Consider the following 13,591-nt stretch of genomic DNA (forward strand, 5'->3'; position numbering starts at 1 on the left):
AGTCACACGCCCCGCGAAATGTCCCAGCTGATGTGGCGGCGCACGTCGGTGAGGTTCATGGATTCTGCGAGGAACAGGTCATCAAGCATGTACTCATCCACGCCGAGGATCCTGAGCCAATGGCCAAGACCTGCCGATTCGTTCTCCAGCGAGCGGCTTAGCACGCAGACACCGGTGCCGACATCGATGCGGATCAGGTTCCGTCCCGGTCCGCACAGCGGCGCCAAGGGGTCTGAGGGCCGGTAGGCGGCATTGGGAGTCACGACGGCTTCCAGAGCGGGGCGGCCCTGATGGTCCACCTCGGTGATGGGGCCGAGCTCCACGGCGTTGGTGTTAGGGAATTCGATGGGAACGGGGGCGTTGCCTGCCAGCTCCACCGGATCCAGCGCTGCGGCAAAGCGGCCGTTTCCGAAGCACGGTTCGCCGTAGGCGGCCTCCGGGCGGCGCCGGACCAGCCCGCCGTCGTCATACACGGGGGTGACCAGCTGCGGCGGCAGGAGCCACGACTTCCTGGTGGAGCTGACGTAGAAGCCGTCTTTGGAGTCGTTGATGCCGGTGGTGCTGTGCAGTACCACGCCGGACGAGGACTCCAGGCGGAGGGCGCCGGGCCGGCGCAGCCACGCACGAACGGTGTTGTCCGGGTCCGGGTTTTCGGCGCCCGGATCTGCGGTGCCGGGGTTTGAGGTGTCCGGAACGGGGCGGTCCACATACTCAAAACGGAGGCTCTGCCACTTCCAGGGAGAGGAACGGCACAGGTTCCGGAACTTTGCGGCCATGTCCGGCGGTCTGGTCTGTTGACCGGCTTCCCCCTGGCGCCTCGCGTCCCATGTCGACATATCCACAGTTTACGCGCGGGCTCCGCGGCGGGTCGGGAAAATCCAGTAGCATCCGAGAGTGATCCAACGACTGGGCGAACTTTGGCAATCCACCCCGCTGGGGTTCTGGCTGGTGCTGGCCGCCTGTGCCTACTACGGAGTGATGGCGGTGCGGCTTACGGTCATCGATGTCAGGCACCACCTGCTGCCGAACAGGATTGTGTTCCCGTCCTACGCCGTGGGCGGCGTGCTCCTGCTGGCGGCGGTTGTCGCCGTCCTCGCTGCCGGTGCAGACGCCTCGGCAGTGCCCGACGGCGCCGCCCGGCTTTTCGGGCTCCCGGGCGGACGCATCCTTGCCGGGGGAGCCGTGCTGTGGCTGTTCTACTTCATCCTGCGCATGGTTTATCCGCCCGGGATGGGATTCGGCGACGTGAAACTTGCGGGTGTGCTGGGCCTGTACCTTGGCTACCTCGGCTGGGGACACGTGTTCGCCGGAACCTTCGCCGCCTTCCTCCTGGGCGGTCTCTGGAGCCTGGGCCTGCTGGCTGCCCGCCGCGGCACCCTCAAATCGGACATCCCCTTCGGCCCGTTTATGCTGGCAGGTACGGCCGCAGCCATGCTGCTCCTGCCTGCGGCCTGAGGGCTGCGCAAGCGTTGCTGCCGCTAGGCTGAAGGGATGCCAGCACCTGAATTCGTCCTCAAGCTTCGCGAAAAAATCGGCCATGATCCGTTATGGATTCCCGCGGTTCGCGGGGTGGTCTTCAACGACGACGGCCACGTCCTGCTGGGCCAGCGCTCTGACAACGGACGGTGGGCGCTGATCTCGGGCATGCTGGAGCCGGGGGAACACCCTGCTCCCGGACTCGTGCGGGAGATCTTCGAGGAGACAGCCGTCGTGGCCGAAACGGAGCGCATGGTGTCGGTCGGCGTCGTCGGTCCGGTCACCTTCCCCAACGGCGACGTGTGCGACTTCCTGGATATTGTGTTCCGCTGCCGCCATGTGTCCGGTGAAGCACGCGTGAACGACGACGAGTCCCTCGCCGTCGGCTGGTTTCCGCTGGAGGGACTTCCGGACATCAGGCCCGGCGACCTCGAGTGCATCCGGCGGGCGCTGCTGCCCGAGGACGCCGTCCACTACGAACCCGGAGGGACTCCCTGATGAGGGAGTCCCTCCAGCGCGGCTTCCTAGACTGAGGCGGACTGGCGTTCAGCCTCGAGGCGTTCTGCCTCCTCGCCACCCACAGCCTCGCCCCGGGCCACCATTCCGGCGGTGTCGGAGAGCGGGATCTGCTTCAGGGTCAGCGCGAGGATCAGCGCAATCCCGAGGAACGGCAGCAGGTACCAGAACACCGGCGCCAGCGAATCTGCGTAGGCGTTCACGATGGCGTCCCGGAGCTGTTCCGGGAGCTGGCTCAGGGCCTGCGGATCGAGGGTCTGGGTGGACTGCGCCGCCTGGTCGGCGGAGGCGCCGGCCCCGGTGAACGCCTTGGTCAGGGCCTCGGCAAGCCGGGAGGTGAAGATGGATCCGAACACGGCCACGCCCAGCGATGCACCCACTTCGCGGAAGTAGTTGTTCGTGCTGGTGGCCGTGCCGATCTGCTCCGCGGGCACGGAGTTCTGCACCACCAGGACAATCACCTGCATGATGGAGCCCAGGCCGGCGCCGAAAACGAAGAGCTGGACGCAGATGACCCAAATGGGCGTGTCCGCCGTGAGCGTGGTCAGCCACAGCATGGCTGCCATGGTGAGGGCGGCGCCCATGATCGGGAACATCTTGTACTTGCCGGTCTTGGAGATCCGGATGCCCGAGTAGATGGCCATGCCCATCAGGCCCGCCATCATGGGCAGCATCAGCAGGCCGGATTCCGCGGCGGAGGTCCCGGAGGACATCTGCAGGAACGTCGGGACAAACGCGATGGCGGCGAACATGCCCAGGCCCAGGGTGAAGCCGATGGCAGTCGAGTTCACAAAGATGCGGTTCTTGAACAGGCCCAGCGGGATGATGGGATCCTCGGCGCGGCGTTCCACCATCACAAAGGCGGCAGCGGCCACCACCAGCCCGGCGCCGAATGCCCAGGTCAGCGGCGAATCCCAGCCCTCGTCTTTCTTGCCGCCGAAGTCCGTGAAGAAGATCAGGCAGGTGGTTGCGGCAGAGAGCAACAGCACGCCTGGGATGTCGATCCGCTTTTCGGCCTTCTTGTTCGGCAGCGTCAAGGTGAACCACGCAATGGCGAAGGCCGCAATGCCGATGGGGATGTTGATGTAGAAGGCCCATTCCCAGGTGAGGTGGTCCACAAAGTAGCCGCCCAGCAGCGGGCCGGCGACGGCGGAGAGGCCGAAGATAGCGCCCAGCGGGCCCATGTACTTGCCGCGGTCCTTGGCAGGGACGATGTCCGCGATGATGGCCTGCGAGAGGATCATGAGTCCGCCGCCGCCCAGGCCCTGGATGGCACGGAAGACCACGAAGCCCCAGAAGTCGGTGGCGAAGGCGCAGCCGACGGAAGCGAGGGTGAACAGGGCAATGGCCACGAGGAACAGGTTGCGGCGGCCCAGCACGTCACCGAACTTGCCGTAAATGGGCATGACGATGGTGGTGGCCAGCAGGTAGGCGGTGGTGATCCAGGCCTGGTGTTCCACTCCGCCGAGCTTCCCCACGATGGTGGGCATGGCGGTGGAGACGATGGTCTGGTCAAGGCTGGAAAGCAGCATGCCGGCGATGAGGGCGGAAAAAATGATCCAGATGCGTTTCTGGGTCAGCAGCAGCGGCTCGGCTGCCTTGGGACTGACGGCGGTGCTCATGGGCGTCCTTCTGCGGGTACGGGTTCTTCAAAGGGGAGGGAAAAGAGCTGGCGGGCGGCTGCGACGTTCTCCAGCAACAGTTCCTGGTAAGGACGGGTGTTGCCATCGGAGAAATAGGCCATGCTGCTCTTGCGGGCGATATTGCCCAGCAGGACAACGGCCATCTGGACCACCGGGTGGTCAGGCTCCACACCTTCGCGGATGGCCAGGACGCGGGCGAACTCCGCCTCGCGTTCCTCAGTGGCGCCGATGATCCTCAGCATGAGCTGGGGTTCCTTTTTGATGACCCCGATCAGCTGCCGGGTTTCCTCTTCGGAGGCGGCCATGTTTTCGGATAGCTTCAACGAGAGTTCGATGAGGTCCTGGAACAGCGTGGCGGAGATTTCGCCGGGCGCGGAGGACTCGCCGCCGTGGATGAAGCCGGCGATGACGTCGCCGGGAATTTCGTCGTCCACGTGACCAAGGATGGCGTCTTCCTTCGTGGGGAAGTAGTTGAAGAACGTGCGGCGTGAGATATCCGTCTGCTCGCAGACTTCTTCAACGGTGTAGCCGTTGAGCCCGCGTTCGGCGGTCAGCTTGCGCGCGACGGCGGTGATCGCCGCACGCGTTGCGGCCCGCTTGCGTTCGCGGAGCCCGCCGTCGCTTATTGCACTATTATTCACAAAGTAAAGTTTTGCACCAATCAATGATTAGTGCAATTTTAGCGCGAGCGGACACTTCCGGCCCCAACCGCGACGGCTCCCTTAAACGACGGCGGCCGCCCGCCTTCGCTGGGAAGGTGGGCGGCCGCCGTCGTACGTCTTGGAAACTATGCCTTGTGCGGCGGGCGGGTCATGGACATAACGTCCAGGGCGGTGTCCAGCTGCTCTTCGGTCAGCTCGCCGCGCTCCAGGAAGCCCATGGCGACGACGGTCTCGCGGATGGTGAGGCCCTCGGCGACAGCCTTCTTGGCGATTTTGGCGGCGTTCTCATAGCCGATGAACTTGTTCAGCGGGGTGACGATGGACGGCGAGGCCTCGGCGAGGAAACGGGCGCGCTCCACGTTGGCGGTAATGCCGTCGATCATCTTGTCGGCCATGACGCGGCTGGTGTTGGCCAGCAGGCGGACGGATTCGAGCAGGTTGGCGGCCATGACGGGGATGCCCACGTTCAGCTCGAAGGCGCCGTTGGTGCCGGACCAGGCGATGGCCGTGTCGTTGCCGATGACCTGGGCGCAGACCATGATGGACGCCTCGCAGATGACGGGGTTGACCTTGCCCGGCATGATCGAGGAGCCCGGCTGCAGGTCCGGGATGGCGATTTCGCCGAGCCCGGTGTTGGGGCCCGAGCCCATCCAGCGGAGGTCGTTGTTGATCTTCATGAAGGAGATCGCGATGTTGCGCAGCTGGCTGGAGGCTTCGATGAGGCCGTCGCGGTTGGCCTGGGCTTCGAAGTGGTCGCGGGCCTCGGTCAGGGGCAGGCCGGTGTCGGTGGCCAGCAGTTCGATGACGCGTTCCGGGAAGCCGGCCGGCGTGTTGATTCCGGTGCCCACGGCGGTTCCGCCGAGGGGAACTTCGGCCACGCGGGGGAGCGAGGCGTTGATGCGCTCGATGCCGTAGCGGACCTGTGCTGCGTAGCCGCCGAACTCCTGGCCCAGCGTCACCGGCGTGGCATCCATGAGGTGCGTGCGGCCGGACTTCACGACGTCCTTGAACTCGACGGACTTGCGGTCCAGCGAGTCGGCCAGGTAGCCGAGGGCCGGGATGAGGTCGTTGATCAGCGCGGAGGTCGCGGCGACGTGGACGGAGGTGGGGAAAACGTCGTTGGAGGACTGCGAAGCGTTGACGTGGTCGTTCGGGTGGACAACTTTGTCGCTTCCGGCGGCCTTGAGTGCGCGGGTGGCAAGCTCGGCGATGACCTCGTTGGTGTTCATGTTGGAGGACGTGCCGGAGCCGGTCTGGAAGACGTCGATGGGGAAGTCGCCGTCGTACTTCCCGGCAGCAACCTCATCAGCGGCGTCCGCGATCGCCTTGGCCAGCTCGCCGTCGAGCACTCCAAGTTCTGCGTTGGCCTGGGCTGCAGCCTTCTTGACCCGTGCGAGGGCCTCGATGTGCGCGCGTTCCAGGGTTTTGCCGGAAATGGGGAAGTTTTCAACTGCACGCTGCGTCTGGGCACGGTACAGGGCGTTCACGGGGACGCGGACTTCGCCCATCGTGTCATGTTCAATGCGGAATTCTTCAGTGGAAGTCATGGGGCTAGCTTAGGGCGATTGGCGGCCTTGGCTGAAACCGTGAAGCGCTTGAGTCGGGCGGCGGGCGGACGCCCGCACAACGGGGACTTAGAGTTCGCCGATGCCCGAAACGAGGTCCGCCCGGCCCTCTTTGAGGCTGTAGGAGAGGCCGATCACCGCTGCGCGTCCGGTTTCAATTGCGCTGGAAATCACACGGGAGCTGTCCACGAGCCGCTGTGAGGTCTGCTTCACGTGCTCCACCACCATGTCGTTGACTTCGGTTTCGTTGTTGCGCAACGAGGTCAGCACAGACGGCGTGATCCGCTCCACGAGGTCGCGGATGAATCCCACGGGCATCTTGCCTGTCTCGACGGCGTCCTTGGTGGCACTGACTGCGCCGCAGCTGTCATGGCCAAGGACCACGATCAGCGGCACACCCAGCACACCGATGCTGTACTCCAGTGAGCCCAGCACGGCGTCGTCGATGACCTGCCCGGCCGTGCGGACAACGAATGCGTCGCCCAGGCCGAGGTCGAAGATGATTTCAGCGGCGAGGCGGGAATCCGAGCAGCCGAAGATCACCGCGAACGGGTGCTGGTTCTCCACCAGCGAGGAACGGCGTGATGCGTCCTGGTTGGGGTGGGAGGATTCTCCGGCGACAAAGCGTTCATTTCCTTCGCGCAGTCGTCGCCAAGCCAGCGCGGGAGTCAAGTAAGTAGCCACGGGGCCACTTTACGGTGAAGGTGTGGCCGAGGGTGAAACCGTGGCGGCAGCGTTACTTTCCATGGACTTCACGACGGCGTCCGCCAGGACGGCGAACTCGTCGAGTTGCGCGGTGCCGGTCAGGATGACGGTGGTTCCCTTGTGGACGAGGACCATGCTTCGCTCGCCTTTGCCGGTGTCGCGGAGTTCCCAGTCCAGGCCGCCGGCGTTGCGGCTGCCCGTGACCGGGGCATTGTTAGTCTGCTGGAGCAACCAGGTCGGGTTCGCCTGGGCAGTCTGGACGAGGCCGATGAAGGATTCCTTCGGAGTGAGGTATCCGACCTCCCACGTCGGCACGCCGCTGCCGGCGCCGGACTCCCAGCGGGCGTAATTCGGACTGAATGTGTCGCCGGTCTCGGGTGCCACGGGTGTGAATCCCGCCACACCGGAGGCGTTCTGGGCCACGGCGCTGACATTAACATTCGGGCGGTAACCGTCGGTCTTGGGCGACGGGTTCATGAGCACGATGGGGAGGAACGCGGCGACGCTCACCAACAGGGCGATGATCATGCCGATGACTGAGGCATTGGCCCTTTTCGCCGCCGCCGCGCGGATAACAGGCTTCACGACGGGTGCATCGGGGGTGCCGTTGGTGGCCGCGGGGGAGCCCGTGCTGGCCGTTTGGGTGTCGGGGGTGGACTTGTCCTGCGTTTCGCTCACGCTTCTATAGTCGCCCATGTGAATGCCGTTCTCACATTCCTGCAATTCGGAGGTGAGGAAACGCCGGGTATCACGGGCCGGTCATCCCATGACCTTCGGATGCTGCCGCGACTATGATCAGTAACAGAGGAATCACCGTGACGGACTGTACCGGCCGCACGGGTTCAATGATCGCCACTCGAAGAAGAGGTTCACGTGTCACCAGCGCCTATGACCCAGCAGTATTCCACGATTTCGCCGTCGCTTGCCGTAGGCATTGACGAACCGGACCGCAACCTTGCCCTTGAACTTGTGCGCGTCACCGAAGCTGCGGCAATTGCCGGCGGCCACTGGGTTGGCTTCGGCGACAAGAACAAGGCTGACGGCGCAGCAGTCGACGCCATGCGCTCCTTCCTGCAGACCGTCCACTTCAACGGCGTTGTGGTTATCGGTGAAGGCGAGAAGGACGAAGCTCCCATGCTTTTCAATGGCGAGCACGTCGGTGACGGCACCGGCCCCGAGTGTGATGTCGCCGTCGACCCCATTGACGGAACCCGCCTGACCGCCCTGGGCATCAACAACGCCCTCGCCGTCCTCGCCGTCGCAGAGCGCGGCTCCATGTTCGACCCTTCCGCCGTGTTCTACATGGAGAAGCTCGTCACGGGTCCGGAAGCTGCCGACATGGTTGACCTGCGCCTCCCGGTCAAGCAGAACCTGCACTTAATCGCCAAGGCGAAGGGCGTGAAGGTCAACCAGCTGAACGTCATGATCCTGGACCGGGACCGCCACCGCCCGCTCGTGGAGGAAATCCGCGAAGCCGGTGCACGGACCAAGTTCATCATGGACGGCGACGTTGCCGGCGCCATCGCCGCAGCCCGCTCCGGTACCGGCGTGGACGCGCTCATGGGCATCGGCGGGACGCCGGAAGGCATCGTCGCCGCGTGCGCCATCAAATCCCTCGGCGGCGTCATCCAGGGCCGCCTCTGGCCCACGAGCGATGACGAGAAGCAGAAGGCCATCGACGCCGGGCACGACCTCGATCGTGTGCTGTCCACCAATGACCTCGTCTCCAGCGACAACTGCTACTTCGCAGCCACGGGCATCACCGACGGCGACCTCCTCCGCGGCGTGCGCTACTCCAAGGACAAGGTCCTGACCCAGTCGATCGTCATGCGGTCCAAGTCCGGCACCATCCGCTTCGTGGACGGCGAGCACCAGGCCAGCAAGTGGGAAGGCTACGCCCGCAAGAGCTAGCCCCTGCTTCACCCGCTTCATTCAGCGCGAACGTACACTTGAGGCCCCCAACCCCGGGGCCTCAAGTGTACGTTCGCGCTTTTGTTTGCCGATCAATACCGCGCGTCATGGCCGCTCTCACCTTCTCGAGCACGAACGGCTTGTCTCCCTCGAGATCCTCCTTGTAGACCCTGACTTCATGCCAGCCCGCCCGCTCTGTCAGGGAATGGCGGCGAAGATCGCTGCCGACTTGGAGCGGATCGGCGTGGTGGCCGCCGTCGTACTGCAATGCGATCCGTTGCTCCGTATAGGCCGCATCCGGCCACACGGCCGGCTGTCCCCAACTGTTCCTGATGACGTAGTTGAGTGCAGGTTCGCCATGGCCGGAGCGGGAGAGGATCAGCCGCATCCGGGTCTCCTGAGGAGAGTCAGCGCCTACACGGATTTCAGAGAGTGCAAGCCTTGCGGTCTTCATTCCGCGCATTCCGGGATGGGCCCCGACCATTCGGCGCAGTTCGGCCAGGGTGCAGAGGCCCTCCTTCGGCCTGGGGAAGTCAGTGCCATGGGCACAGACCAGCGAATCGCCGGCCGCGATGAGGTCATCGACGCTCATCAGCGAGGCGAGGTCGAGCCACGTCCTCGCGGGTGAGGTGACCCGGACGCCGTCGTGCATCACAACTTCCCCAACCTTGAAGGTCAGGCGGTGCCCGACGACGTTGTGCCGCCGCGGTTTGCTGCCGTTCCGTTCCCTGGCCACATGGATCCGCCAGTCCTCCTGCATCCAGGCGGGCAACGCGCACTCCCAGATGCGGCCACCGGAATCATGGGTCAGGACTGAAGTGCTGTCCAGCTCCGTGTATGCCCGGACGCTTGCAGCCGGACCGCGAACTCCCTCAAACGGGACGCGGATGCCACGTGAAGGTATGGCGACGTCGGGTTGCCTCTGCCGCTTTCGGGTCACCCCTAGTGCGCTGGCCGTCGTTGAGGTAAAGGATCCCGTGAGGAGTTCCTTGGGCAGGGACGTTCTGAGCATGCTTCAGTCTGCAACGCCGGGGGCCGGGCCAAGCCGTTATCCACAGGTCGGATTCCCCGGCTATGCGCGAACGGACATTTGAGGCCCCAAAGCTGCCCGTGCGGAGGGCCGCAAGTGTCCGTTCGCGCTCGTGCGGAGGGCCGCAAGTGTCCGTTCGCGCTAAGTTCACGCTCAGTCCGCGCTTGGGTAGAGCGCGTGAGCGTTCAGCGTCAGCTGCGGAGTGCGCGGAGCTTTTCGCGGGCCTTCCGGGCGAGCTGGTAGGCGCCGTAGCGGAGTTTCTTCACGGGCAGGTCCCAGGTGCCCGGGTAGGCGATTTCGCGCCCGCCGAAGGACTTCTTGAACGCCGTGAACCCGGCCCACTTGTGGCTCGGCTGATCCTCCGGTGCCACGCCCCACAGGTCGACGTACTTCAGGCCCTTCTCCTTGGCGTCCGCCATGAGCGTCACCAGCAGCGGAATGCCCGCGCTGAGCTTCCGGTGTGAGTCGTCCAGGGCTGCGTGCGCATAGGTGCGGGTGTCGGCGGAATCGTAGGCCAGAGCTGCGGCGATGGGGCCGCCGTGGCGTTCGGCGATGAACAGCGTGGCCGCGCCCGCAGGCATGAGGGACCGGGCCACCTGGCTGAGGTACTCATCGCTTTGCGGCTTGAATCCGCTCCGCTTGGCCGTCATGTGCAGGAAATTCAACAGCACGCGGATTTCTTCGGGATCCTGCGACGTCCGGAAGGTCACGTCCTTTTTGTGGATGTTCCGGTAGAGGTTCCGGTTGACGGGCTTCATACCGGCCAGGACCTCCTTGAAGTCCCGGTCCAGGTCCACGATCCAGCTCAGCTCGGGCTGCTGGTTGACGGGAGCAGGTCGCAGGCCGCGGCTGCGCAGTACGGTTTCGGATGCCGCGTTTTCAAATCCGGCGCGGACCGGCTCGATCCGGACGAAGGCCGCACCGCACTTGCGTGCCAGTGCCACCAAGGCGGCCAACGCGGCGTCGAATGCTTCGAGTGAATCAGCAATTGGGCCGTACGGGGCGTAAAGCACCTTGCCCGCCGGGTTTTTCTCCTCCACGGCGAGGAAGCTCCAGCCGGGACCCGACTGTTCGTGCACCGTGCGCCCGAGGGAACGCTGGACATCGGCCCACTGCGGGGTCTGCAGGAAGTATTCCACCGGATCAAGCCCCTGCGGCAGTGGTCACGGCGAAGGCCACGGCGGTCCCCGCGGAGCCCGCTGCAGGGTGCACGTTGACCGGCGCCTCCGCGGCCGGAAGGAACGCACTCGCGCCGCGGTCCAGATGGAGATCGCCCTTGGGGGAGTCGAGGAGCACGGAGCCGGAGACCACAATGATCACAGCCGCGCCGGACTGTGCCAGCGGGACGGGGCCGCCGTCGGGCTCCAATTCGATCCTTTGCAGCTGGAATTCACGGAACGGGGGCCGGTAGAGTTCCTGGCCCAGCTCGGACATCTCAGCGGCCAGCATTGGCACGCCCACGGACTCGAACTCCACAGTATCCAGCAGTTCGGGAACGTCCACGAACTTCGGCGTCAGCCCGCCACGGAGCACGTTGTCAGACGACGCCATGACCTCGATGCCGAGGCCGTGCAGGTACGCGTGGACATTGCCGGCCGGCAGGTATACAGCCTCGCCGGGGGCAAGCGAGATCCTGTTCAGCAGCAGCGAGATGAGCACTCCGGGATCGCCGGGGTAGTGGCCGTGCAGGCTGACCACCGTGGACAGCTCGGTCTGGTACGGGGACATCGGTAGCCCGGCCTTGAGTGCTGCCACAAGTTCGCGCACGGCGTGCGAGACGGCGTGGCCGCCGCCGATGAGCCGGGTGAACGCGGCTTTCAGGGCATCGTGTTCCACGGGCGCGGCGAGGTCCTGGGCAACGTCGAGGAACACGTGCGGAACCTCCAGCGACATCACACGCATGGACGCGGCCAGGTGCTCGAAGAGGGCGCGCGTGGACGCGGCCGGACGGAAGCCGCAGAGCGCCTCGAACGGCGTCAGGGCAAAGATCATCTCCGGCTTATGGTTGTCATCTTTGTAGTTCCGCTCCGCCGCGGAACGGTCGACGCCGGCAGCCTCCTCGCGGGCAAAGCCCGCCCGTGCCTGTTCCAGCGTCGGGTGGACCTGCAGCGACAGTGGACTCTCGGCGGCCAGGACCTTGAGGAGGAACGGCAGGCGCGGGCCGAACTCCGCCACGCTGGCGCTTCCCAGGTGGTGGCCCGGATCGGAGCTGATCAGCGTATCCAAAGCCAGCGGACCGCCGTCGGCCGCAAGTGCCACGGACGGCGAATCCGGGTGGGCGCCAACCCACAGTTCCGCTTCCGGACCGCCGGAGGCCTGCCTGCCCAGCAGGCCGGCAATTGCCGTGGTGGAGCCCCAGGCATAAGGCCGGAGAACATTCTTAATTTCGTACAAAGCCTGATGTCCTTTGTCTCAGTGCAGCAGTTGCGGCGGAAGGGGCGTGGGCGCTCAGAGCGGGCGGCACTGGCCGTTCGTGGCCACAAGGTCCCGGATCGCCTGCTCGTTGCCCTCACGCTTGAACTGGTTGAGCATCTCTTCGGTGATCGGCTCGCCGTCGGGGGTGGTGGTCACCGGTGTGAAGTCCGACGACGACGGCGATGGCGCCGGCGCCGTCAGGGGCGCCGCCGCCATCAGACGGCCTGGGGCCGTTCCGGCCTGCACGATGCTGTCCCCTTCGGCGGAATCCCCGGCAGCACCTGCCGACTTTTCGGACTGTGCGGCCAACAGCTGGTCCACCTTCTCGTGGATCTGGTCGAAGTCCGGCACGGTCGAGAACGATGCGTCGAAGTCAGGTGGTCCGATGGTCAGGCGGCTGACTTCCTTGCCCTTGGCCTTCATCGCCAGGTCCACAAAGCTGCCGAGCTGGCTGGCGGAAATGTTGGAGTCCACCACCTTCGTGCCCGCATTGGCGATGTCCTCGAACTTGGCGAGCAGCGTTGCCGGGTCCAGCTGCTTCAGCATGGCCTGCTGAACACACTGCTGACGCTGGATGCGGGCGTAATCGTCAACGAATTCGCGGGAGCGTCCGTACCAGAGTGCGTGGTAACCGTCCAGGTGCTGATCGCCGGCCGCGATCCAGCCGGTGGGCATCCCGTGGATGCCGTTGGCCTCATCCACCATGTCGCCGCTGAGCGGCACCCAGCCGCCGGCCTTGATCCTGATGCCGCCCATGGCGTCGATGAGCTTGGCGAAGCCGTCCATGTCCACCAGGACATAGGCCTGGACGGTGATGCCGAGCGTGCCCGAGACAGCTTCGAGGGTGGCCTGGGCACCGGGATCGGCGACGCCGGGATAGAGGTCGGCGTGCTCGTTGGTCACTTCGGTGTTGATGGCATTGATGAGGCACTCGTTGCCGCAGTCGTAGCCGTCCGGGTAGATCTGCCGCATCGGCGAGCCTTCGCTGAACTGTGCGTTCTGCAGGTTGCGCGGCACCGAGATGATGGCGGTCTGGCCCGTCTTGGCGTCGACGCTGAGGACGGAGAGGCTGTCCGGACGGCGGCCCGTGCGGTCGTCTCCGGCGTCGCCGCCCATCATCAGGAAGTTGTAGCGGCCGTCCACGGGATCAATGGCCGGTCCGGCGGAGAAGATGCTGCCGATGGCGTTCCGGCTCACATTCAATACGTAGGCCGCGTAGCCCAGCGTGCCGCTGCTGAGCACCATTGCCAGGACCAGGGCGACGCCCACGATGGGCCGCATTCCGGGCGCCAGCAGGACCGGCCGGATGAGCCTGAGGGTGTTGACGAACAGCGCGGCCCAGCCTATGGCGAGGGCGATGAGGATGACGATGATCAGGAGTGAAGCCACCGTGTTGGTGAGGATACCAATCAGGAGCGTGCGGTTCACCAGCAGCAGGACCAGTGCCACGATCGCCAGTCCCCATGCGCCCAGCGTCACGCGGAGGGCGATCCTTCCCAATTTGCGGTCGCCGGCCACGATCTGGGCGCTGCCGGGGACGAACAGGGTCAGCAGCAGGAGGACAAACGCGCGTTTGGTCCTCACGGGCGCCGGGGCATTCACCGGATTGCGGACGGGGTCCGTTAGAGCCGGTTGCGGTGCCTTGGGACGGGAGTGGCTGGTGGTCAT

Annotated in this window: 13 protein-coding genes; 3 read left to right on the forward strand and 10 right to left on the reverse strand. The window is 65.3% G+C overall.

Annotation, left to right across the window (positions count from 1 at the left end; genetic code table 11):
• Positions 1-2 precede the first annotated feature (2 nt).
• Complete coding sequence (locus ACSQ1X_RS06135; protein WP_436057035.1) at positions 3-836, reverse strand: hypothetical protein; 834 nt, start codon at positions 834-836, stop codon at positions 3-5.
• 58 nt (positions 837-894) lie between these two features.
• Here ACSQ1X_RS06135 and ACSQ1X_RS06140 point away from each other — a divergent pair, with 58 nt between their 5' ends.
• Positions 895-1,455, forward strand: a complete 561-nt coding sequence (locus tag ACSQ1X_RS06140) for a prepilin peptidase (protein ID WP_436057036.1) — start codon at positions 895-897, stop codon at positions 1,453-1,455.
• 36 nt (positions 1,456-1,491) lie between these two features.
• Positions 1,492-1,974 (forward strand): NUDIX hydrolase, encoded by a 483-nt coding sequence (locus ACSQ1X_RS06145; RefSeq protein ID WP_436057037.1) that lies wholly within the window; start codon positions 1,492-1,494, stop codon positions 1,972-1,974.
• Between the two features lie 26 nt (positions 1,975-2,000).
• On the opposite strand, the gene ACSQ1X_RS06150 is transcribed toward ACSQ1X_RS06145, so the two are convergent.
• The 5 genes from ACSQ1X_RS06150 to ACSQ1X_RS06170 form a co-directional block, all read right to left on the reverse strand.
• Positions 2,001-3,614, reverse strand: a complete 1,614-nt coding sequence (locus ACSQ1X_RS06150) for an MDR family MFS transporter (RefSeq protein ID WP_436057038.1) — start codon at positions 3,612-3,614, stop codon at positions 2,001-2,003.
• Entirely contained in the window at positions 3,611-4,276 is a 666-nt protein-coding gene (locus tag ACSQ1X_RS06155) for a TetR/AcrR family transcriptional regulator (protein ID WP_436057039.1), read from the reverse strand. The genes ACSQ1X_RS06150 and ACSQ1X_RS06155 overlap by 4 nt, the downstream gene beginning before the upstream one ends.
• Positions 4,277-4,422: 146 nt before the next feature.
• Entirely contained in the window at positions 4,423-5,844 is a 1,422-nt protein-coding gene (locus ACSQ1X_RS06160) for a class II fumarate hydratase (protein WP_055804037.1), read from the reverse strand.
• A gap of 87 nt (positions 5,845-5,931) precedes the next feature.
• Entirely contained in the window at positions 5,932-6,546 is a 615-nt protein-coding gene (locus ACSQ1X_RS06165) for a carbonic anhydrase (RefSeq protein ID WP_436057040.1), read from the reverse strand.
• Between the two features lie 9 nt (positions 6,547-6,555).
• Positions 6,556-7,245: a DUF4245 domain-containing protein gene (locus ACSQ1X_RS06170; protein ID WP_436057041.1), complete on the reverse strand. Its 690-nt coding sequence runs from the start codon at positions 7,243-7,245 to the stop codon at positions 6,556-6,558.
• Between the two features lie 210 nt (positions 7,246-7,455).
• Here ACSQ1X_RS06170 and glpX point away from each other — a divergent pair, with 210 nt between their 5' ends.
• Positions 7,456-8,478 carry a class II fructose-bisphosphatase gene (glpX, locus tag ACSQ1X_RS06175; protein WP_028270439.1) on the forward strand — a complete coding sequence of 341 codons (1,023 nt, stop codon included), beginning with the start codon at positions 7,456-7,458 and terminating at the stop codon, positions 8,476-8,478.
• Between the two features lie 61 nt (positions 8,479-8,539).
• On the opposite strand, the gene ACSQ1X_RS06180 is transcribed toward glpX, so the two are convergent.
• From ACSQ1X_RS06180 to ACSQ1X_RS06195, 4 genes are all read right to left on the reverse strand, one after another.
• Positions 8,540-9,490: a hypothetical protein gene (locus ACSQ1X_RS06180; protein WP_436057042.1), complete on the reverse strand. Its 951-nt coding sequence runs from the start codon at positions 9,488-9,490 to the stop codon at positions 8,540-8,542.
• Positions 9,491-9,699: 209 nt separating this feature from the next.
• Positions 9,700-10,647 carry a lipid II:glycine glycyltransferase FemX gene (locus ACSQ1X_RS06185; protein WP_436057043.1) on the reverse strand — a complete coding sequence of 316 codons (948 nt, stop codon included), beginning with the start codon at positions 10,645-10,647 and terminating at the stop codon, positions 9,700-9,702.
• A gap of 4 nt (positions 10,648-10,651) precedes the next feature.
• Positions 10,652-11,902, reverse strand: a complete 1,251-nt coding sequence (gene manA / locus ACSQ1X_RS06190) for a mannose-6-phosphate isomerase, class I (RefSeq protein ID WP_436057044.1) — start codon at positions 11,900-11,902, stop codon at positions 10,652-10,654.
• Between the two features lie 54 nt (positions 11,903-11,956).
• Positions 11,957-13,591: an LCP family protein gene (locus tag ACSQ1X_RS06195; RefSeq protein ID WP_436057045.1), complete on the reverse strand. Its 1,635-nt coding sequence runs from the start codon at positions 13,589-13,591 to the stop codon at positions 11,957-11,959.

The organism is Arthrobacter sp. LjRoot78, assembly GCF_964254335.1.
Lineage (GTDB): Bacteria > Actinomycetota > Actinomycetes > Actinomycetales > Micrococcaceae > Arthrobacter.

Coding starts and splice junctions, on each gene's coding strand:
- ACSQ1X_RS06135 (WP_436057035.1), bottom strand. CDS start 836: ATGTCGACATGGGACGCGAGGCGCCAGGGGGAAGCCGGTCAACAGACC.
- ACSQ1X_RS06145 (WP_436057037.1), top strand. CDS start 1,492: ATGCCAGCACCTGAATTCGTCCTCAAGCTTCGCGAAAAAATCGGCCAT.
- ACSQ1X_RS06150 (WP_436057038.1), bottom strand. CDS start 3,614: ATGAGCACCGCCGTCAGTCCCAAGGCAGCCGAGCCGCTGCTGCTGACC.
- ACSQ1X_RS06160 (WP_055804037.1), bottom strand. CDS start 5,844: ATGACTTCCACTGAAGAATTCCGCATTGAACATGACACGATGGGCGAA.
- glpX (WP_028270439.1), top strand. CDS start 7,456: ATGACCCAGCAGTATTCCACGATTTCGCCGTCGCTTGCCGTAGGCATT.
- ACSQ1X_RS06180 (WP_436057042.1), bottom strand. CDS start 9,490: ATGCTCAGAACGTCCCTGCCCAAGGAACTCCTCACGGGATCCTTTACC.
- ACSQ1X_RS06195 (WP_436057045.1), bottom strand. CDS start 13,591: ATGACCACCAGCCACTCCCGTCCCAAGGCACCGCAACCGGCTCTAACG.